The sequence below is a fragment of the Citrobacter sp. wls717 genome, from assembly GCF_005280955.1.
Taxonomy (GTDB): Bacteria; Pseudomonadota; Gammaproteobacteria; order Enterobacterales; family Enterobacteriaceae; genus Citrobacter; species Citrobacter werkmanii.
In genome coordinates this window covers 97,999-118,280 of sequence record NZ_SZWW01000055.1, presented here as the reverse complement: position 1 = coordinate 118,280, position 20,282 = coordinate 97,999, and the positions used below count along the sequence as shown (strand labels likewise).

The following is a 20,282-nucleotide window of genomic DNA, read 5'->3' as shown; positions in this document are numbered from 1 at the left end:
CTCGACATCATCCTGACGTCAGAGGGTGGGCACCCTCTGACGTTATTCCTTAGGTACTGTGGTGTTACGCACCGCCTTCCGTGGTTGTCGCCTGCGTCAGCATCAGGCTGACAACGCCGCTGTACTGACCGGTTTTCAGAATGCCTTTAGTGGTTTGCGAAATGGTCAGCGGCAGTACTGCGGAACCGTTTTCAATGCTGCCAGGGAACAGTTCAGTTCCGGTAAATTCAGCATCGGTGGTAGACAGTGTTTTATCACCCAGAATGACCGTCATTGGTACAATCTGGTCACCATCCGTGTTGGTGAGTTTTGCCGCACTAACGAGGCGCACTTTGACGTTGCTGGTGGCGGAGTTGGACCACACCTTGGTGTTAAGACGGTAGCTTTCCAGACCACGACCAGGCAGGTACTGCATGTCGATGCTGGCCGGCAGCGGCGTGTTATCGGCCTGGGTCATATCCAACTGTGAGTCAACGCTGGCGTTAACGGTAATATCTTTTTGAATTGCCAGCGCGCTAAAGGACGAGGTCATCGCGGCAACGATCATCAGAGGTTTAATATACTTACGCATTGATATCTCCATATTTACAAATGAGCACCTTGGCTCTTTCAACGAACTACGTGGGTTTTTACTGTGATGTCGTGTTATTGCACGACGGGTAAGTCAGCTTCTTCAGCGGTTTTATTTACCCAGTTGAAGTAGCGGAATTTATATTTCTGGCCATGGCTCATTGTGAGTGTTTTTAATTTCCGTTCAGTATCCGGATAAATCGTCGCGTCTTCTTTTATCCATTTACACGATGAATTTGCATCACAAATACCAATCTCTCTGAGCGGTACACGCAGCGTGCCATTGTTTTTTAACGTCCCGCGGCGAGGGTCGAACGACAGTGAAATTACGTTTTCTTCTGGAGCAATATGGACCAGTGCGCCCCAAATCACGTTGACGCCCAATGTCGCCATCGCGGCAGGGCTTTCTGCCTTGCCCGGAATAATGCTGTCTGGTTGTTTTACCCCTTCAAAATAGACGCGCCAGGTGGTCTCTTTTTTCGGAGGCATAAGTGATACCAGACGAACTACGCGCATCGCGCCGGCCGCGAGGGCAAATTTTTCGGGCGTAACCACCACGCCATCTTCTTTCCATGACGCCACGTCAATTTCTTTTTCCTGAGCTGTGCCGGGATTAAGAATTTTCTTTTGCCTCACCCGAATGAACTGAATATCATCCGTTTTTGAAGCCACCTTAATTTGTGCCGCACCGGAACTGTCTACATTCAGTTCCATGGGATACACGCTCATATTGGCCATTGTCATTTCTGAGAAAAATGGCAATGACAGCGCGGCGACATAAAAGGCGGTTGTCATGCTCACTCTTTTTTTCTGTTTCACAATCAGTCTGCCTGCTCTGAGTTTAAAGGCGGCGCGTTAACACCAGGACACCGTCTGCTTTCGTATCGCTTCAGGGCAGGGAAACTTTAACCAGAACAGCGGTTTGTGAAAATTTGTATTAGTTAACTCGTTATATACAGTTTTTTATCCTGCTTTTTTGGCTTTAAGGTTGTATAGTTAAGCGAAAATACCGCGGCCAAGGATGGGAAGAAAATTCCTTCTGATGAAAAAACAAGCAGATCAGGAGGTGGTTTTCATGTCGATGTACCAGGGAATAAAAAGCATGCGGTTACAGCCGAGAATAAAAGATGTTTTTTATATGCAATAATTCGTTGTTATTTGATCCTGAAGCACATGCAATAAGCCTTGTTGGACAACCTGAGACTGTATTAACACTTTCGGCGCCAGCCGTTCGTCTTTTACAGGAATTTATTAAACACCGAGGACGCGACCTGAGCCGGGAGGAATTGATCACTCGCGTATGGGAAGAGTTTGGCTTTACGCCATCCGGAAATAATCTTAATAAAGCGGTGAGCGAACTGCGTAAAAGCTTCCAGTCTCTGGGAGAGGGGCACGAATTTATCGTCACTGTCCCGCGCTATGGATTCCGTTTTGATGCCGATGTGATTTTTCAGCTTGGTGAGAACATTCAAACCGCTGAGCCGCAATCCCCTTCCATGCAACCAGACATACAGCCCCGGCGCACTTACCTGAAAAGGTGGTTGATTATAGCGACATTGATCGTCGCAGCGTTGGGGGCGGGCATTTACCTTAGCCGCCCGCAGGAGATAACCGTTCCGGCGAAATTAAAGCCGGTCGAGGAAAAAATCGCACGTTGTAGTGTCTGGATTATCAACGATCATGGACGACCGTTAGTGCTCTCGAAATTAGCTGAGCGACTGGAGGCCAATAACGTGGCTTGTGAGCGCGAGGAGTACGATATTTATTATTTCAGCGCTCGTTTTTCGCTCGCCACCGCCGATGAAATGTTCATCGGTGCCTGCCCGGTCAGTAAAACCAGCCTGTGCAAGACTATTCGCTATAAAAGTGGGGCCGAAAAATGAAAATAAGGCTTCTTTTTGGATTGGGCGGTGCTGTGGTTGGCGGCGCGCTGGCGCTGTTCTACTTTTGCGGCGCGGTCGGCAAAAGCGATGTGCTGGCCTGCAGCACTGAATTTAACTTTACGCGCAATGAGGGAAAAACAAGTGAAGTGAAGGTCAATACCATTGCCCAGTTCTATTTTCATCGGGACGGTACAGGCTTGACCACCTACAAAGGTGCGGCAAGAGCTGGGGGGCAAAATTTGATTATTGACAGGGATGTAGACTTTACGTGGGAGCGGCGGGACGATGACAACGTCATTGTATTGAGTTACACCAAAACCTGGCGTCGACACAATGACAACACCCCCGATGCCCAGTGGGGAAGCTTTGCCTGGCCGACCGCTCGCTACTACCTGACGATTTCGGAACTTTCACCCGCCGTGTGGCTGATTCAGGACCGGCGTTATCCTACCTATATCTGCCGGAGTGAATAAGGTATAAAAAAAGAGAATGCCAATGGCATTCTCTTTTTTCGTATCAGTGATGCTGCTTAATCGCGGCTGGCGAAGCCCAGAATGCTCAGCAGGCTGACAAAGATATTGTACAGCGAAACGTACAGGCTAACAGTGGCGCGGATGTAGTTGGTTTCACCGCCACGGATGATATTGCTGGTTTCAAACAGGATTGCGCCTGAAGAAATCAGAATAAACACCGCGCTGATCGCCAGATGCAGTGCCGGCAGTTGCAGGAAGATATTCGCAACCATACCGATCAGCACAACCACGATACCTGCCATCAGCATCCCGCCGAGGAAGGACATATCTTTCCGTGTGGTCAGCACATACGCAGAGCAACTGAAGAAGACCAGCGCCGTACCACCCAGCGCCATGCCGATAACGTCACCCATACCTGCAGACAGGTAGGTATTCAGAATTGGCCCCAGAATGTAGCCCAGGAAGCCGGTAAAAGCGAAAGCTGACAGAATACCAACGGGTTTATCCGCCGTTTTATAGGTCAGGAACATCAGACCATACATACCCACCAGCGTCAGGATCAGTCCCGGAGAAGGCAGCATCAGCACCGTACTGGCGGTTGCGGTGATCGCCGAAAACGCCAGCGTCAGGCTGAGCAGGAAATAGGTGTTGCGCAGCACCTTATGTGTGCTGAGTAGCGATGTACGATCGCGCGAAGAACTAATAATACGATCCATGAGTCACTCTCTTATGACAGATGTAATTAATGATGAAGGATAATGAAATCAAGGGGAATGACACAGCGGTTTTACCCATCTTTACGCAGTTTAACCCGCCAGGCTTAAGCATATTATTTCAGCAAAAGCTCCCGAATCAGATGTTAGCACTGTATGTGTAAAAATGCCTGTTAGATATCGGCCAGGTTACTGAAAAATATTGCGTAATTCCCGTTTCTCTCTGACAGTGACAGCGGTGTCATCATAAACAGAGCAATAAGGTAAAGGAAATGACTCAAGATAAAACGAAGAGATTTACATTTACGCTGTTGGCTGTCTGTTTGATGTCGGTAAACGGCGCGGCGAGGGCGGCAAATGTTCCGGCAGGAACAGTACTTGCAGAAAAACAGGAACTGGTCAGAAACAACGGCAGCGAACCGGCGTCGTTGGATCCGCATAAAGTCGAAAGCAACGTGGAGTTTAATTTAATCAGCGATATGTTCGACGGTCTGGTGGCAGTTAAGCCGGATGGGTCTATTGAACCCCGTCTTGCCGCCTCCTGGGAGAATAAAGGTAACACCGTCTGGACCTTTCATTTACGTCCGGGCATAACCTGGTCGGATGGATCGGCTATCACCGCACAGGATGTCGTCTGGAGCTGGCAGCGCCTGGTCTCGCCGCAAACGGCTTCACCATATGCCTCGTATCTGGGCAATATGCACGTGGCGAACGCGGTCGATATTGCTCAGGGTAACAAAGATCCCGCTACGCTAGGGGTCAAGGCCCTGGATGATACCACGCTGGAAATTACCTTAACGCAACCGACGGCGGCATTTCTGGCGATGCTGGCGCACCCGTCGTTGGTCCCGCTCGATAAAGTGCTGATTGGCCGTTTTGGCGATAAGTGGACCCGCCCAGAGCATATTGTCAGCAGCGGAGCGTACAAATTATCGCAGTGGGTGGTCAATGAGCGCATCGTTGCCGAGCGTAACCCGCATTACTGGGACGATCGGCACACGGTCATTAATAAAGTCACTTACCTGCCCATTAGTTCAGAGTCTGCTGACGTGAACCGCTATAAGGCGGGTGAGATTGACATTGTGTATAGCGTACCGGTCAATCAGTTTGCACAGTTGAAAAAGACCATGGGCGATGAACTCCATGTCTCGCCTCAGCTTTCAACCTATTACTATCAGTTCAATACGACCAGAGCGCCCTTTAATGACCCGCGCGTGCGTCGGGCGCTGAATATGGCGTTGGATAAAGACATCATTGCGCAAAAGGTGATGGGCCAGGGGCAACGTGCGGCGTGGGTTATCAGCCAGCCTGAAATAGGTGGAGTACAACTGCATGCGCCAGAGTATGCGTCGTGGCCACTCGACAAACGCATTGCTGAAGCTAAAAAACTGCTCACGGAGGCCGGGTATGGTCCTGACCATCCGCTGAGCTTAAATCTGCTCTACAACACCTTCGAAACGCACCAGCGTATTGCGATTGCCGCATCGTCAATGTGGAAGAAAAATCTTGGCGTTGAGGTGAAGCTGCAAAATCAGGAATGGAAAACCATGCTGGATACTATGCACACCGGTAATTTTGACATTGTGCGCTATGCGTGGATAGCCGACTATGACGATGCCTCTAGTTTCCTCAATATTTTCCGCACCGGGGACAGTGAGAATACCACCGGGTACAGTAGCCCCGCCTTTGATGAAGCGATGCATAATGCAGCGAAAGCAAGTTCACTGGAAGAGCGAGGTAAAGACTACCAGCAGGCTGAAGATCTGTTAGGTGAGGATGTACCTGCTATTCCGATTTATCACTATGTTCGCACTCATCTGGTGAAGCCGTGGGTAGGAGGATTTGCGCCGGATAACCGCGGAAATTACTACACCAAAGATATGTACATCAAAAAACATTAAGCGTGGTAGCCGCTATTTGTGCTGAATAAATGGCCAATTTGTTTTTATTTCAGTCGATTAACACTATTTTGGCTGTTTTTCAGGCAAACGAACACATTGGTACTTTACAGGTCCGTTCGGGATGTTTATAGTGCGCCTCATTGGAAGCGTGGCCGAGCGGTTGAAGGCACCGGTCTTGAAAACCGGCGACCCGAAAGGGTTCTAGAGTTCGAATCTCTACGCTTCCGCCAAACATGAAAAGGGGTTACCGAAAGGTAACCCCTTTTTGCTTATAAGGGAAATGCGAAAACTGTTACTGTGAGAGTTGGTAATGTTACGTCGCCTGGAATTGGTAACTGAAGGGCATAACCGAGTAACCATCATACTTACCACTTCAGCTCAGGCGAGCTCTGGGTAACTTCTTTTTCGCTGGATATGATTGCTGCTGACTCTTCGAAAATAAAGCCCTCAACATTAAGTGTGAGGGCTGGTAATAATTAATTGTTATATTTTCCTAAAAACACGATGGCGTTATTGTCCGAAATGAATAATGTATAATATTCATTTGATGATACCGGCTTAATACCTTTTTTTATCATATCAGATAGTCTATTTTTGTTTTCTTGCTCATCCCCATAACCATGAAGGGTTTGCGTGAACCCTTTGTTGACCAATTGATATGACGCTAAAAACTCAGTGGCGGGAAAAACGAAATAGCCTATAAGTGGTTTATTATCTATTAATAATTTTGCTCTTTCATTTTTATTCAATTGGCCTACAGTACCAATGGAAGCGATGTCTTTATGAGTGGCAATGTCTTGCGCAATCATGTTAAAAACAAAATCTTCATATTCTTGTTGTGACTTCATAGCGTTGCTTAATTGAGCGCTAAAAGCAAGCGAAGCAATGACTGGGATCAGTGCAGCGTATTTAAAACGAGGAGCGAAACGCATAATCGGTATAGCAATTATAACCAGTATAACTGAAAATGAGACTAAAGTACGGGGAAGTACTGGTGCGTCCTGAAGTAATAATGTTGGTCCCATAAGTGAAATAATGAATATTAAAAAGGAGATAGCTCCATACAAAATAAATGTTGCTATTTGCTTAATATTAGTACGGTAAGCAATGAGCATAAACACGCAACTGATAAGTATTGGGATTGCGAAGTAAATGTAAACCGGGTGATAGAGATAAGAAAGAACCATTTCTTTTAAGGCAATTAATGTTTTGGCCAGATGCCCCAATCCACTCTGGTCTGGATGTATTAATTCTGCTCGAGAGTTATTTTTGGGCGAGAAGAAAAGCATATAGATAAGAAAAAATGATACGAATAAAATTGTTTTCTTGCATAAGAAAAATATCGATTCCTTGATCTTTATATCTTTTTTTGTTGCGATGATGATTACATCAATTGCAAGCAAGCCAATAAAAATATTGGCACATGGTTGATATAAGGTTAAAGATAATACGCCAGCTACTAATTTTGTTGCAATCTCTATCCTCTGGTTTTTATTTTTATAGGTATATGCAATCACCGCAAGGAAAAAGGCAATCGACATTCCGAGACTATCATATCTGTACGCAATATTCTGCAAAATGAATGGATTGAATATTAAAAGTGCTGCCACCATGTTTGCGTTCGAAATGTCTGATTTAAACAGGTGCTTACTGAGTGCAAGCGAAGATGCACCTAAAAAAATACATGATGCGAGCATTGTATAAGGAAACAGGTCAAGGTTATAGTGCCCACTGGCAGAAAAAAACCTTGTTAAAATATCTGCAAAAGGTCGACCTAAACCACGCCAGCCGTAATATCCAGTTATAGATCTATCTAAGTCATCTCTATAATATATGCCTGCCTGGATTAAGGGATAGATAAACAACAGGGCTAATCCTGAGTAAATAAACAATGCTTTTTTATCGTATCTGGAGAACATTTTAAATCCTGTCTTGTTTTTTAACTATATAGCGTGGCCGTTGTTTGGTTTCGATGTAGATTCTACCTATGTACTCACCGAGCACACCGATACCAATTAACTGAATCCCACCCAGGAAAAGGATTGAAACAATAATAGATGGGTATCCCGCAACCGGATTTCCCCAAAAAATCTTGTCTATAATCATCCATGCACCGAACAAGAAGGATACGGCGGCTACAAAAAAACCAATGTAGGTCCATATCCGCAATGGGAACGTTGAAAAACTGGTAATACCCTCCAGGGCAAGATTCCACAATTTCCAGCCATTAAATTTTGATTTACCAGCAATGCGTCCTGCTCGTGTGTACTCAACAACATCAATACTGCCACCGACCCAGCTAAGCACACCTTTCATAAAGAGATTACGTTCCGGCATGAGTTTGATGTTATCAACTACATCGCGGGACATAAGTCTAAAGTCACCAACGTTTTCTTCGATCTTCGGATCGCTTATTTTATTGTGTAATTTATAGAACCACTCAGCGGTTTTACGCTTCAGTTTTCCATCCGTGGAGCGGTCTGCACGCTTTGCCAGCACAATATCTGCGCCCGCAAGCCACTTATCGACCATCAATGGAATTATTTCGATTGGATCCTGTAGGTCAACATCGATCGGAATAACTGCTTCACCAGAGGAACGCTCAAGGCCTGCAAAAATTGCTGGTTCTTTTCCAAAGTTGCGCGTAAATGAAATGGGGACGACGAGCTTATCAGATACGGCGAGAGCATTAATGATTGATTCTGTAGCGTCTTTGCTACCGTCGTTGATAAACACAATTTCGACATCATATTTTTTTAGTTCTTCATGCCCACGCACCGTGTTGTAGAAAATAGGTATAGTATCTTCTTCATTGAACACCGGCACAATCAGAGAGATTTTCATTTCGGATCCCTAAAAACAATGAACCTTGAGTATAAGAAGCCACATACCAGGCTGATACAGGAGAACTCTATCAACGTTATGAGAGGGGAAATGTTGTAGTGATCGGATACCTGACCAGAGATAAAGCTCAGTAGCCCCATAAATCCAACAAATAGCACATACCCCCGGCTGGTGGCTTTTGCACTAAATGTAAATTTTGCGTTGGCAAAAAATGAAAATGTCACAGCTATCAAAAACGCCACCACGTTGCTCACGGCCTGGTCATTTTTCATGATGTATACCATGATGCCGAACACCGCCCAATGTAATGCCGTGTTTACAATCCCAACGGAAATGTAGCGTGAAAGTAGCTTTATCATAATTAAGAAAGGTCTAATAGAAAGTGTGCGAGTTTAACATTGATGCAAAACGAGATCGACACCTCGACTTTGACCTTTCGCAGAGGCTTGTTTTGCGATACCTCCGAGCGACTGTGCCGGGGGCGCGGTTTTCCGCTGAGCCACAAGACTGCAACACTAACTCTCAGAAATGAGAGGCCGATCCTCTGAGCAGGACTTTTGTCCTCAATCCCCTGCAAACGTCTGGTTACAATCCCTGCATATTTTCAATACCCATAATTCAGGAATTGTTATGACTGCACATATTAATGCTAAACCGGGTGATTTTGCGCCAACTGTGATTATGCCGGGCGATCCGCTACGCGCGAAATTTATTGCCGAAAACTATTTAATGGATTACCGCGAAGTTACCAATGTGCGCAATATGTTGGGCTATACCGGTCTTTATTTTGGACAACCCGTTTCGGTAATGGGGCACGGAATGGGCATTCCTTCAATGACGCTTTATGCCCATGAGCTGGTACATGACTTTGGTGTGCAGAGAATTATTCGCATCGGTAGTATGGGGGCGACACAACATCATGTCAAAATGCGCGATATTATCCTTGCCGTCGCTGCCGGAACGGATTCCGTTACAAATTTAAAACGTAGCGCGGGCTACGCAATGGCGACGTCTGCGCATTTTCCACTATTACAGCAGGCGTGGACGTTGGCACAAAAGGCCGGAATCGATATTAAGGTCGGTAACGTCTTCAGTGGCGATCTTTATTATGACCCTGACGAAAATTTAATTCCGGCACTGGAAAACTTCGGTGTACTGGGGGTGGATATGGAAGTGGCAGGACTCTATGCCCTGGCGCATCAGTTTAGTATTGAAGCACTGGCTATTTTAACCGTATCCGATCATTGCCTGACAGGAGAAGAAACGACGGCAGAAGAACGACAGTTAACCTTTAAAAATATGATTGAGCTGGCGCTAAATACTGCCGTTACGGCTTAGCCCTGACTTCTAATTGAACCAATCAGAGATGGCATTATATGAAGAATAAAATAGCACTTACGCTGATTAGTTTTCTGGCAAATTTTATAATGGCAGGGTTTGCCAGTCAGTTCGGCATGCTGATTGAACCGATTGCAGTACGCTACAGTGCCGATGTAAATACTGTCGCCTCGATATTTTCGTTACTCAATGGCGGAGCATTAGCCGGGACTATCGCCGCCTTTTTCCTGATAGAAAAAATTGGTGTGAAGCGTATGACGCTCATTATCTACTCGATAGTGTTCCTCTGCGCGCTGGCGATGCACGTAAGCCCCGGCTTATGGCCGGTGATGGTCGCCATGGCCTTAGTGGGATTCTGTGGGGGGATTGGCCTGTGCGTGGCGGGAACGATCGTGGTTTCGGTTTGGCAGGATCGCATTCAGAGCACAATGCTGGTGGTACAGGATGCCACCTTTAACGTGGCGGGCGTGGTTTTTCCGCTGATCACTACCTTTGCCCTGACGCATAATATGTCGTGGAGTTATAGCTACCTTAGCGTTGGCATAGTGGCCTTACTCACGCTGGGAGGTGTGATGCTAACCCGCTTCAATGCCTGTGAAACGGCTCCTGAGGCGGATCGCACAGACGCAGTGAAATCAGAGTGGAATCCTGGGATTATTAGCGGCGGTATAGGTCTGTTTTTAGGCATGCTGGCGCTGTACACCTTCCTCACCTGGGCACCGTTATTTGTGAAGAACAAGTTTGGTATTCCGTTTGAAGAGGCCGGGAATATTATTACCCAATACTGGGGGGCTGCGCTGGTGGGGGCGTTAGTCTCTACCGTGATTGTTGCCCGGGTGAAGATCCATTATTTCCTGCTCAGTATTATTCTGCTGGCGTGTGTGATTACCACTATTATCGTTACGAAAGAACAGATCTCTGGGCTTGATTATCTTGCCTACAGTTATGGGTTTGTCTGTGCGGCATTGTATAACTCCTTTATTGCTTATGGTGTTTCTTTTGTGAAGCGCGCGAGTAGTCAGAACGTTTCATATATTTTAATTAGTGGTAGTGCCGGGGCCATGTTTAGTCCGGCGATCAGCGCCCTGATGGAAAAAACGATGGGACTGCAGAAAATTATGTATGCAATACCGGTGTTGTATTTAATTATCTTCGTCATGCTGATGGGGACACTCAAACTCAAACTCAAACGTAAATAAATACAGTAATAACGCTTACCTCCTTAATTAGATAGCCAGCCGCCACACCCTTTATCGGGTGGGGCGACTCACAACCTTACTCAAAGGAATTGAAAATGCTGAAGAAAAATATATCAATGCTTAAAAAAACAGTTCTGGGTACTGTATTTGCTATCAGCTGCACGCAAGCCCTTGCGGCTGATTATACTGATGGCAATATTCGCAAAAATGATTTTAACTGGATGCAATTGAATTTAATGCAAAGTGTGGATGCGAAAGTACCGTATGGTATTCGTAATGACACCTATCTGGAACTGGAGTTCGGTGCACGTTCCGGGATTATCGACCTGTATGGTTATGTCGATTTTTTTGATATTTTAGACAGCAAGCAGGACGACCGTCACGGTGGTGATAACTTCTTCGCCAAGATTTCCCCGCGGTTTTCCCTGGATGCTATTTTTAATAAAGATTTATCCGTGGGGCCGTTTAACGAATTCTATATCGCGACGGTGAATAACATTGGCGATCGGGAATTGTTTGAACATTACGTTGGTTTAGGTACGGATGTTAAGGTTCCATGGTTTGGTATGATGGGAATGAACATCTATGCACACTATGTTCGTGAAAACTACGGCGCGGATAACGAAGGTAAGTGGGATGGTTACATGTTCTCGACCAACTGGTCGACGCCATTCTATACCTTCGCCAACGGCAGTTATCTCAATTATCAAGGATACTTTGACTATCAGTTTGCCGCTAACAAGATTGCTAACCAACCGCTATACAGTAATAACGCGATTGAATGGTATAACGGCATTTACTGGCATTCAGAGCACTACGCGGTAGGTTATGGATTGAAGTATTTCCGCAATATGGCATTGATGGAAAACCATGGTGGAGCAGGGCGCACCACCGGTCTTGGTCACTATTTCAATCTCACCTATAAGTTCTGATAGCGACCCGACGGCACACCAACACTCAGAATGGTTGGTGTGTCAGTCAATGATGTCGTTGCCGAGAAATTGGCGTAAACCTTCCAGATCCTTAATTTCCAGACCTTGTTTCGTGCGCGTTACCAGCCCGGCATCCGTCAACGCTTTTACCGCCCGTCGATATACCCTGTCGGTGGTGCCGAATCGCTCCGCTTCCTGATATTTTTTATGAAAACCATCCATCGGTTGCTTGTTCTGATGCTGGCGATACAGGTCGTACGCGACGTTGTGTACGATCGGGTAGAGCATCCGGTGCAGGAAAATTTCTAACATATCCTGATAGTCAACGGCCATCGCGCTGGCGAAAAATATCGCCAGTCTGGGGTGTTGGTTCAGCGCCTCTTCCAGGCGTTCACAGCTACACACCGCAACGGTCAGCGGCTCTTCGGCTACGATATCCAGTTGGCAGCGGTAACCGGTAAAAAACTCCATTTCTCCAAACAGTTGCTCATCACATTCCATTGCGCCCAGTTGAAAACGACGCCCATTCTCAGCGCTGTAGCGCAAAGAAATTCTGCCCGACTGCACCATAATCAGGCGATCAACAATTTGTCCCTGGCGATAGAGATATTCATCTTCCTGGATAATCTGGGTTTCAGAGAGCAACTCCAGGAATATTTTCTCGATTAAGGCATCATCCTGCTGCCAGATATTGTGAAAACGACCTTTGGTAAGGGGTTTTAGCTGCATGGCCTAACGTCTTATGGTTTGAGATATTTCTTGTTCTGACTGTATGCCATCTGTTGAGTAATGTCATTAAACGTGAGCAGGGCCAGCGCGATGCTGACCCCGACGTATTAAGGATGGCTGATAAAGCGAGACAGCCGTTGGCGCAACACGCGGTTTTCCTGACGCAACTGCGCGTTCTCTTCTAACAATGTCAGCGCAACGGCGATTCCCGGCCAGTCAAGCTCCAGCTCCTGGCGCAGGCGCATTGCGCGTCGCATTACGGTCAGGGCATGATCGTCAAAGGTCTCGTCTTCATGGGGTTCAATCACCCCTAAGCCGACAATCTCATGCAGTTCCTCTTCTGATACACCGGTGTACAGACAAAATTCGGTAATGCTAAAGGTGACAGTGACGTTAGCCATTATGCTTTCCCCCACTCTTTGCGCGGATCAAAGGTCTTTTGTGCATCTGCCAGCTGTTGCCACAGGGTGGCTGTGTTGTCGTCAGGTTTCGGCGGCATCACGATTTTGATCACCGCGTACAAATCGCCGGTATGTTTTTTACTCACCAGACCTTTGCCTTTAATGCGTAACCGCTGCCCGGCCTGACTGCCCGCAGGGATGGTTAACAGGATGCTTTCTTTCAGCGTAGGTACGGTCACTTTCGCGCCCAAAGCAGCTTCCCACGGCGCTACGGGAACGACAACTTCCAGATCCTGATTGACGATATCAAACAGTGGGTGCGGTGCGATATGAATCACCAACCACAAATCACCGTTCGGCCCTCCGTTTTCACCAGGGGTACCCTGGCCTTTCAAACGGATACGCTGACCGTTGCCCACGCCTGCCGGGATTTTCACGTTGAGCGTTTTGGGAATTTCCCGTTCAACCATGCCGAAGGCATTGTAAACCGGCAGGTTGTAACTGATAGTGCGGCTGTGCTCAGTGAGCGTTTCTTCGAGGAATACGGCAACTTCAATTTCAATATCGTGTCCGCGACTGGCATGGCGCTGTCGCGTGTGGTGTGCATGCTGACCAAAAATGGAGGAGAAAATATCGTCGAAATCTTCGGCGCTGTAGTTTTGATTCTCTCCTTGCTGGAATTGACGGTTGAACTGAGGGTCGTTGCGGTGCTGCCACAACTGGTCGTACTCGGCGCGTCGCTGTTCATCACTCAGTACTTCCCAGGCTTCAGCGACCTCTTTGAACCGGGCCTCTGCGTCAGGCTCTTTGCTGACATCAGGATGGTATTTACGGGCGAGTCGACGATAGGCGGTCTTGATTGTCTTGAGATCGTCTGTCGGTTTCACGCCCATAATGGCGTAATAATCCTTTAATTCCATAGCGTTCTCTCGTGTAAATCAACACTTGCAGAAGGTGAACCCTGACAAAAGGTGTCACCGCTAAGTTTAGGGTAATCCTGATAACGGCGAATGCCAACCGGGAAGAAAGGATATCGGTATAAACGATGCTGGCGTCGCACCACCAACAGCGCGTTGCAAGGTTGTGGCGTCTGTTGTGTGGTGCGAATAGTCGGATTAGCGAAATATCAGGATTTGGTCATCAGGAAGCGGACCGTGTCTGCATAGTTCTGTACGAAAGAATTAAGGTCATCTGACTTCAGTCCCTTCGGATTGATCATATATTTACCGTTAATAAAAATGGCAGGTACACCTTTTAAATCCACCGCTTTAGCCATTTCCTGTTGTTTGGCGGTGAGTGATTTCACGGCAAAGCTATTCCACGCAGCATCATAATCGCTGGCGCTAACGCCGGCGTTGATAAATACGTTACGAATATCGTCTGCTGTCTTAATCGTTTGTTTTTTCTGCACGGCATCAAAAAGCAATGGTTTCACTTTGTCCTCCACGTTCAGGAGAATGGCGACTGACCAGGCATGCGTCATGTCTTGCCCCAAAGGGCCTAAAAAATCGACGTGATACTCGGTGAGTTTGACATCAGCAGGCAGAACTTTTTTTACGTTATCAGTCACTTTAAACACTTCATCATATTGATAGCATGAAGGGCAGTAAAACGAGAAAAACTTCAGCGCTGCTGGTGCAGTAGCGACGGGTTTTTCCAGTGAGATAAATTCTTTGCCGTCGGTAAATGTTGCTGCCTGAGCGCTGACTGTGAAAAGTAATCCAATCAGGGGTAATAAATATTTTTTCATTTCCATATACTCTAAATAACATTTATTAAACATGTTGTTCTTGAAATGAACGGATGTCCATTACGTTACGCTATAATACGATACTCACATTGAAAATGTGCTGACCCTTACTTTCATTTACGCATCAATACATGGCAGTACATTCGACGTGTCTTTTTTGTGCTGGTGTTAAATATTATCGGGTACCCTTTATAAATAATGAATAATAACTGGCGTAACATTTTAAGGGGGTATTTAATCCGCAATGTTATATTGTAATAAGGAATGCTGAAAATATGATGAATAATCATTTCACATATAGCGTTTTTATTGCGCGAGGGCGTGTATGACCTTCAAATAACAGGACATAACTTTACAGCGCAAAGGTTGCTAAAACCTGGCGAGTGGTTAAGATAACCCGCATCAATCAGTGAGGGTAGAATGGCGAAACGTCAACGGCTGGGATGGTGGTTCCTCTGTCTGGCATGTGTTGTGGTGATGGTTTGCACCGCGCAACGCATGGCGGGCCTGCACGCGTTGCAGATGAACACCGTTGCCACCAGCGTTGTCACAAGCGAACAAGCGCAACCTGATGAGGCTGCCCCGGTTACCCCTTGTGAACTGAGCGCGAAGTCGTTACTGGCTGCGCCGCCGGTACTGTTTGAGGGCATTATTCTGGCGCTGTGTCTGCTGCTGTCGCTACTGGCGCCAGTGCGGGCGTTTCGTTTACCTTTTTTCCCACTGCGAGCCATCTCGCCGCCCACTCTCAGGGTACATCTCCGATTTTGCGTCTTCCGTGAATGACAGAACAGCCGTTGCTGACTGTTAGATAATTATTCACGGAGAAAAACTATGATGACTGTTTTCAGGCAGGCGCTGCTCTGTCTGTTATTACTCTGGCTGCCCGTATCCTGGGCGGCTGACCCCGGCTGGCTACGTTCACCCGATAACGATCACGCCAGCGTGCGATTACGCGCCGATACCTCAGCCGCCGGTGAAACCCGTCTGCTGCTGGATGTTAAACTGGAAGATGGCTGGAAAACCTACTGGCGTTCGCCGGGGGAGGGGGGCGTTGCGCCGTCTATCGCCTGGAAGGGCGAAATGCCGACGGTCGACTGGTTCTGGCCAACCCCTGCGCGTTTTGAGGTCGCCAATATCACCACCCAGGGGTATCACGATCGGGTGACGTTCCCGATGATGGTGCGCGGCAGATCGCCCGCCACGCTTAGCGGCGTGTTGACACTATCTACCTGTAGCAACGTTTGCCTGTTGACGGATTTTCCTTTTTCCGTGACGCCCACCGCCGAGGATCCGACTTTTGCGCATGACTATGCTCAGGCGATGGGGCAGATCCCGCTCGCCAGTGGCCTGACTGATTCTCTTCATGCCGGGGCGCGTGCTGGAGAACTGGTCGTTGAGGCGCAGCGCGCCGGAGGCTGGACTGCACCAGGGCTGTATCTGGATGCCGTAGATGATGCGGATTTTGGTATGCCGCAAATCCAGGTTGACGGGGAAACGCTACGCGCCACGGTACCTGTACATGATGGCTGGGGGGAAGGCGCGCCGGATCTGCGCGGTAAGTCGGTCACGCTGGTTTTGGCTGATAATGGCGTGGCGCAGGAAAGCCGTCTTGCGATTGGCGAAGCGCCAGCCATCGATAACGCTTCGCTTCCGCTGTGGCAGGTGGCGCTAATGGCGTTACTGGGCGGGTTGATTCTCAACCTGATGCCCTGCGTGTTACCGGTGCTGGGTATGAAGCTGGGTTCGATTTTACTGGTTGAGGAAAAAAGCCGCCGCCAGATTCGCCGTCAATTCCTCGCATCGGTAGCCGGAATACTGGTCTCCTTTATGGCGCTGGCGCTATTGATGACGGTACTGCGGTTAACCAATCAGGCGCTTGGCTGGGGGATCCAGTTCCAGAATCCGTGGTTCATCGGTGTCATGGTACTGGTGATGCTGACGTTCAGCGCCAGCCTGTTCGGGTGGTTTGAGTTCCGCTTGCCTTCAGCGATGACCACCACGCTGGCGACTCATGGCGGCAACGGCCTGGCGGGACATTTCTGGCAAGGCGCATTTGCGACCCTGCTCGCCACGCCATGCAGCGCCCCGTTTCTGGGCACGGCTGTGGCGGTGGCGCTGACGGCCTCATTGCCGACGCTGTGGGGACTGTTTATCGCGCTAGGTCTGGGGATGAGCCTGCCGTGGCTGCTGGTGGCCCTGCGTCCCGGTCTGGCGCTGCGCCTGCCGCGACCGGGGCGCTGGATGAATATCCTGCGGCGTTTGCTTGGCGTGATGATGCTGGGTTCGGCTATCTGGCTTGCGACATTGCTGCTCCCGCATTTAGGGCTGGCAGGGCAAAGTAGCGCTAAAGAGAGCGTGAACTGGCAACCGCTTAGCGAGCAGGCGATTGAAGAGGCGCTGGCGCAACACAAGCGTGTGTTTATTGACGTCACGGCGGACTGGTGTATTACCTGTAAGGTAAATAAATACAACGTCTTGCATAAAGATGACGTCCAGGCCGCGCTGCAGCAGCCGGATGTTGTGGCGCTGCGCGGCGACTGGACGCTCCCTTCTGAAGCCATCACCGAATTTTTGAAAAAACGCGGCCAGGTTGCTGTGCCGTATAACCAAATTTATGGCCCCGGTCTGCCGGAAGGTCAGGCGTTGCCAACGTTGTTAACCCGCGATGCGGTACTGCAAATGTTGAATGATGCTAAAGGAGTCACCCCATGAAGATGATGATTGTTCTGTTGTTAAGCCTGTTTTCCGCCGTCAGCGTGGCGAAAGAGCCTGCGCCATTTACCCCGGAGCAGGAAAAACAAATCGAAGCGCTTATTCAGGAAGCCCTGTTTAACGATCCTAACAGTCCACGAATTGGTGCAAAGCAGGCGAAACTGACGCTGATAAACTTTACCGATTACAACTGTCCATACTGCAAACAGCTCGATCCGATGCTGGAGAAAATTGTGCAGAAATACCCTGACGTGGCGGTGGTCATTAAACCGCTGCCATTTAAAGGGAAAAGTTCGGAACTGGCGGCGCGGACCGTGCTGACTACCTGGCATCAGCATCCGCAGCAGTTTCTGGCGCTGCATGAAAAGCTGATGCAGAAGAAGGGCTATCATACTGACGTGAGTATCAAGCAGGCCCAGGAAAAAGCGGGTGCCAATCCGGTGACGCTGGACGCGCAAAGCGCTGAAACCCTGAGTACGAATCTGCAACTGGCGCGACTGGTCGGGGTGCAAGGTACTCCTGCAACGATTATTGGCGATGAACTCATTCCGGGCGCAGTACCATGGGAAACGCTTGAGGAAGTCGTAAAAGAAAAACTGGCGGCAGCCAATGGTCAGTAAACTGCGCCGCTGGCTGCGCGAAGGGCTGATCTTACTGGCGTTGTTGGCCGGTGTGATGCTGCTGATGGATGCCTGGCGTGCCCCGCAGCTCCCTGCCTCTTTTGACAGCACACCTTTACAAACGCTGGATGGTGAAACCGTCACGCTGGCGGCGCTGAGTCAACACGAGCCAGTATTGCTCTATTTCTGGGCCAGCTGGTGCGGCGTGTGTCGCTTCACGACGCCGGAAGTCGCCAGGCTACGTTCGCAAGGGGAAAACGTGATGACCATTGCGCTACGCTCCGGCAATGAAGCCGAGGTATCCCGCTGGCTGTCGCGAAAAGGCGTGGACTTTCCGGTCATCAATGATGCAAACGGGGCAATTTCCCGCAGTTGGGCAATCAGCGTCACGCCCACGCTGGTGGTAATGTCGCAAGGCCGGGTGGTGTCTACAACCAGCGGCTGGACCAGTTACTGGGGCATGAAGCTTCGGTTGTGGAGGGCGAAAACGTTCTGATATTCGTGCCGGGGAAACCCGGCATTTTTTATGCTGCCGCCGCTAAAACGGGAGGACATATTTCGTTGTCTGGCGAAGCAAGCAGGGTGATTGGTGTTCAGAATAGGTCACCTTCTCTTTGCAGGAAAGTGCAACATGACGAGTTCTGTAGCGTTTGGACCTTCTCTGGTAATGATGATTGCCGCCACATTTGTCCTCGCCGGCATGGTGAAAGGGGTCACCGGTATGGGGTTACCCACCGTGGCGATGGGGATCCTCGGATCGCTTATTTCGCCGGTTGCCGCGGCGGCAATGCTGCTCTTACCCTCGCTTATAAGTAATTTGTTCCAGTTTGGCGGCGGCGGTAATACACGCAGATTGCTCAAACGGCTGTGGCCAATGCTGTTGACGGTAGTGGTGGCGACCCTGCTTGCCAGCGCCTGGATTACCGGCGGCGACACGGCCCGTACCCAGTTTGCGCTCGGCGTAGCGCTGGTGGCTTACGCCATCTGGACGTTGGCGGGTAAGACGATCGCGGTGGCCGCGCACCGTGAAAAACCATACTCCCTTGTTGTTGGATTCGTTACCGGCTTGCTGACCGGCGGAACCGGCGTATTTGTGATGCCTGCGGTGCCCTGGATCCAATCCCTGGGTTTTGAGAAAGATGAACTGGTGCAGGCGCTGGGGATCTCTTTCACATTTTCAACGCTGGCGCTGGCGCTCGGACTGTGGTGGCACAATGCGCTGCCCGCACAGTCGCTGAGCTTATCGGCGTTGGCCATTGTGCCTGCGCTGATTGGTCAGTGGATGGGGACTCGTGTGCGACGGGTTATATCTCCGCTGGTGTTTAAACGCTGTTTTCTGTTGTGTTTGCTTGGACTGGGTGTGGAGATGATGGTGCGTGCGGTGTGACCCTTCGGTGACTTTAGCGCGTTTTCATGGCATCGTTAATTCAGATATTTAGCGCCAACGAGGTCACTATGGCATCCGTAATGTTAAAGGAAGAAGAGGGCGAGCTGGAGTCGCGCATGGCGCTCACTGCGGCAGTCATGGCCGATAAATCGCGCTCGCGTATGCTGTGTGCGCTGATGGATGGCCGCGCCTGGACCGCGACCGAACTTAGCGCCGTAGCGGATGTGTCTGCTTCGACTGCCAGCGCGCATCTGGCGCGTTTGTGCGAACAACATTTTGTGGTGGCGCTCGCTCAGGGAAGGCATCGTTATTTTCGCCTCGCAAGCGCGGAGATTGCTGAACTGCTGGAACGACTGATGGGGGTGGCGTGGGCGACATCTCCCCCTCGAAAAATCACCACGCCCCTAAGTTTGCGGCATGCCCGCACCTGCTACGACCATCTCGCCGGAGAAGTGGCGGTGAGACTGTTTGATACGTTCGTTTCCCGTCAGTGGTTAACGCCGGATGGTGAAACGCTAACTGAACTTGGGCAGGAAAAACTGACGGAAATGGGGATCGTCCTCTTTACCGGTTCGTCACGGCGGAAATTAGCCTGCGGTTGTCTGGACTGGAGTGAGCGACGTTACCATCCTGGCGGCGTGCTTGGCGCAACGCTGCTACGTTGGTTTACCGAACAAAAGTGGATTAAAACGCAGACCGGTAGTCGCCATGTCACCTTTACCCCACCAGGGATCCGCAAACTCAATAGCGAGTTCGGTATTAAAACAACACGGTAGATGCCCTGTTTTGCGAAAGCGTTCCCGGAAAAATGTCCTGTTTCTGTCACACTC

The 20,282-nt window shown here is 49.2% G+C and carries 22 protein-coding genes and 1 tRNA gene; 13 read left to right on the top strand and 10 right to left on the bottom strand.

Going from position 1 to position 20,282, the window contains the following annotated elements; genetic code table 11:
- Positions 1 to 64: 64 nt before the first annotated feature.
- On the bottom strand, positions 65 to 571 hold the full coding sequence (locus FDX09_RS23030; RefSeq protein WP_069323274.1) for a CS1 type fimbrial major subunit: 507 nt from the start codon (positions 569 to 571) through the stop codon (positions 65 to 67).
- Positions 572 to 645: 74 nt separating this feature from the next.
- Positions 646 to 1,389, bottom strand: a complete 744-nt coding sequence (locus FDX09_RS23025) for a fimbrial protein (protein ID WP_069323275.1) — start codon at positions 1,387 to 1,389, stop codon at positions 646 to 648.
- A gap of 308 nt (positions 1,390 to 1,697) precedes the next feature.
- Between FDX09_RS23025 and FDX09_RS23020 the strand changes: the two genes are divergently transcribed.
- Positions 1,698 to 2,453, top strand: coding sequence for a winged helix-turn-helix domain-containing protein (locus FDX09_RS23020; RefSeq protein WP_137347923.1), 756 nt, complete (start codon positions 1,698 to 1,700; stop codon positions 2,451 to 2,453).
- On the top strand, positions 2,450 to 2,926 hold the full coding sequence (locus FDX09_RS23015; RefSeq protein ID WP_137347922.1) for a hypothetical protein: 477 nt from the start codon (positions 2,450 to 2,452) through the stop codon (positions 2,924 to 2,926). Before FDX09_RS23020 ends, FDX09_RS23015 begins: the two co-directional genes overlap by 4 nt.
- Before the next feature lie 56 nt (positions 2,927 to 2,982).
- On the opposite strand, the gene yccA is transcribed toward FDX09_RS23015, so the two are convergent.
- Positions 2,983 to 3,642, bottom strand: coding sequence for an FtsH protease modulator YccA (yccA, locus tag FDX09_RS23010; protein ID WP_003035917.1), 660 nt, complete (start codon positions 3,640 to 3,642; stop codon positions 2,983 to 2,985).
- A 269-nt stretch (positions 3,643 to 3,911) separates the two neighbouring features.
- Between yccA and FDX09_RS23005 the strand changes: the two genes are divergently transcribed.
- Positions 3,912 to 5,540 carry an ABC transporter substrate-binding protein gene (locus tag FDX09_RS23005; RefSeq protein ID WP_087857535.1) on the top strand — a complete coding sequence of 543 codons (1,629 nt, stop codon included), beginning with the start codon at positions 3,912 to 3,914 and terminating at the stop codon, positions 5,538 to 5,540.
- Between the two features lie 142 nt (positions 5,541 to 5,682).
- Positions 5,683 to 5,770 (top strand) — tRNA-Ser (locus FDX09_RS23000).
- A gap of 246 nt (positions 5,771 to 6,016) precedes the next feature.
- Here the strand turns inward: FDX09_RS23000 and FDX09_RS22995 are convergent.
- From FDX09_RS22995 to FDX09_RS22985, 3 genes are read right to left on the bottom strand one after another with little or no spacing between them, the layout of a single operon-like run.
- Positions 6,017 to 7,459: a glucosyltransferase domain-containing protein gene (locus tag FDX09_RS22995; protein ID WP_137347921.1), complete on the bottom strand. Its 1,443-nt coding sequence runs from the start codon at positions 7,457 to 7,459 to the stop codon at positions 6,017 to 6,019.
- A 1-nt stretch (position 7,460) separates the two neighbouring features.
- Entirely contained in the window at positions 7,461 to 8,384 is a 924-nt protein-coding gene (locus FDX09_RS22990) for a glycosyltransferase family 2 protein (protein ID WP_087857513.1), read from the bottom strand.
- Positions 8,381 to 8,743: a GtrA family protein gene (locus FDX09_RS22985; protein ID WP_038639494.1), complete on the bottom strand. Its 363-nt coding sequence runs from the start codon at positions 8,741 to 8,743 to the stop codon at positions 8,381 to 8,383. Before FDX09_RS22985 ends, FDX09_RS22990 begins: the two co-directional genes overlap by 4 nt.
- A 271-nt stretch (positions 8,744 to 9,014) precedes the next feature.
- Between FDX09_RS22985 and deoD the strand changes: the two genes are divergently transcribed.
- The 3 genes from deoD (at position 9,015) to FDX09_RS22965 (ending at position 11,853) form a co-directional block, all read left to right on the top strand.
- Positions 9,015 to 9,722 carry a purine-nucleoside phosphorylase gene (gene deoD / locus FDX09_RS22975; RefSeq protein ID WP_087857512.1) on the top strand — a complete coding sequence of 236 codons (708 nt, stop codon included), beginning with the start codon at positions 9,015 to 9,017 and terminating at the stop codon, positions 9,720 to 9,722.
- A gap of 38 nt (positions 9,723 to 9,760) precedes the next feature.
- Positions 9,761 to 10,921 carry an MFS transporter TsgA gene (tsgA, locus tag FDX09_RS22970; RefSeq protein ID WP_137347920.1) on the top strand — a complete coding sequence of 387 codons (1,161 nt, stop codon included), beginning with the start codon at positions 9,761 to 9,763 and terminating at the stop codon, positions 10,919 to 10,921.
- A gap of 95 nt (positions 10,922 to 11,016) precedes the next feature.
- Positions 11,017 to 11,853 carry an outer membrane protein OmpK gene (locus FDX09_RS22965; RefSeq protein WP_069323282.1) on the top strand — a complete coding sequence of 279 codons (837 nt, stop codon included), beginning with the start codon at positions 11,017 to 11,019 and terminating at the stop codon, positions 11,851 to 11,853.
- Positions 11,854 to 11,895: 42 nt separating this feature from the next.
- Here FDX09_RS22965 and FDX09_RS22960 read toward each other — a convergent pair whose 3' ends face one another.
- The 4 genes from FDX09_RS22960 to dsbA all read right to left on the bottom strand — a co-directional run bounded on the left by FDX09_RS22960 (position 11,896) and on the right by dsbA (position 14,733).
- On the bottom strand, positions 11,896 to 12,582 hold the full coding sequence (locus FDX09_RS22960) for a Crp/Fnr family transcriptional regulator (protein ID WP_038639506.1): 687 nt from the start codon (positions 12,580 to 12,582) through the stop codon (positions 11,896 to 11,898).
- 107 nt (positions 12,583 to 12,689) lie between these two features.
- Entirely contained in the window at positions 12,690 to 12,983 is a 294-nt protein-coding gene (gene cbpM, locus FDX09_RS22955; RefSeq protein WP_038639509.1) for a chaperone modulator CbpM, read from the bottom strand.
- Entirely contained in the window at positions 12,983 to 13,903 is a 921-nt protein-coding gene (gene cbpA, locus FDX09_RS22950; protein ID WP_085048559.1) for a curved DNA-binding protein, read from the bottom strand. Before cbpA ends, cbpM begins: the two co-directional genes overlap by 1 nt.
- Before the next feature lie 206 nt (positions 13,904 to 14,109).
- Entirely contained in the window at positions 14,110 to 14,733 is a 624-nt protein-coding gene (gene dsbA / locus FDX09_RS22945; protein ID WP_110498837.1) for a thiol:disulfide interchange protein DsbA, read from the bottom strand.
- A 420-nt stretch (positions 14,734 to 15,153) separates the two neighbouring features.
- On the opposite strand from dsbA, the gene FDX09_RS22940 reads away from it, so the two are divergent.
- The 6 genes from FDX09_RS22940 to FDX09_RS22915 all read left to right on the top strand — a co-directional run bounded on the left by FDX09_RS22940 (position 15,154) and on the right by FDX09_RS22915 (position 20,228).
- Positions 15,154 to 15,516, top strand: coding sequence for a copper resistance protein (locus FDX09_RS22940; RefSeq protein WP_137347919.1), 363 nt, complete (start codon positions 15,154 to 15,156; stop codon positions 15,514 to 15,516).
- A 48-nt stretch (positions 15,517 to 15,564) separates the two neighbouring features.
- Complete coding sequence (locus FDX09_RS22935) at positions 15,565 to 17,445, top strand: protein-disulfide reductase DsbD domain-containing protein (protein WP_137347918.1); 1,881 nt, start codon at positions 15,565 to 15,567, stop codon at positions 17,443 to 17,445.
- Positions 17,442 to 18,065: a DsbA family protein gene (locus FDX09_RS22930; RefSeq protein WP_085048557.1), complete on the top strand. Its 624-nt coding sequence runs from the start codon at positions 17,442 to 17,444 to the stop codon at positions 18,063 to 18,065. Before FDX09_RS22935 ends, FDX09_RS22930 begins: the two co-directional genes overlap by 4 nt.
- On the top strand, positions 18,055 to 18,561 hold the full coding sequence (locus FDX09_RS22925; protein WP_137347917.1) for a protein disulfide oxidoreductase: 507 nt from the start codon (positions 18,055 to 18,057) through the stop codon (positions 18,559 to 18,561). The genes FDX09_RS22930 and FDX09_RS22925 overlap by 11 nt, the downstream gene beginning before the upstream one ends.
- Before the next feature lie 135 nt (positions 18,562 to 18,696).
- On the top strand, positions 18,697 to 19,452 hold the full coding sequence (locus FDX09_RS22920; RefSeq protein WP_137347916.1) for a sulfite exporter TauE/SafE family protein: 756 nt from the start codon (positions 18,697 to 18,699) through the stop codon (positions 19,450 to 19,452).
- Between the two features lie 68 nt (positions 19,453 to 19,520).
- Entirely contained in the window at positions 19,521 to 20,228 is a 708-nt protein-coding gene (locus FDX09_RS22915) for a winged helix-turn-helix domain-containing protein (protein ID WP_137347915.1), read from the top strand.
- Positions 20,229 to 20,282: the final 54 nt, after the last annotated feature.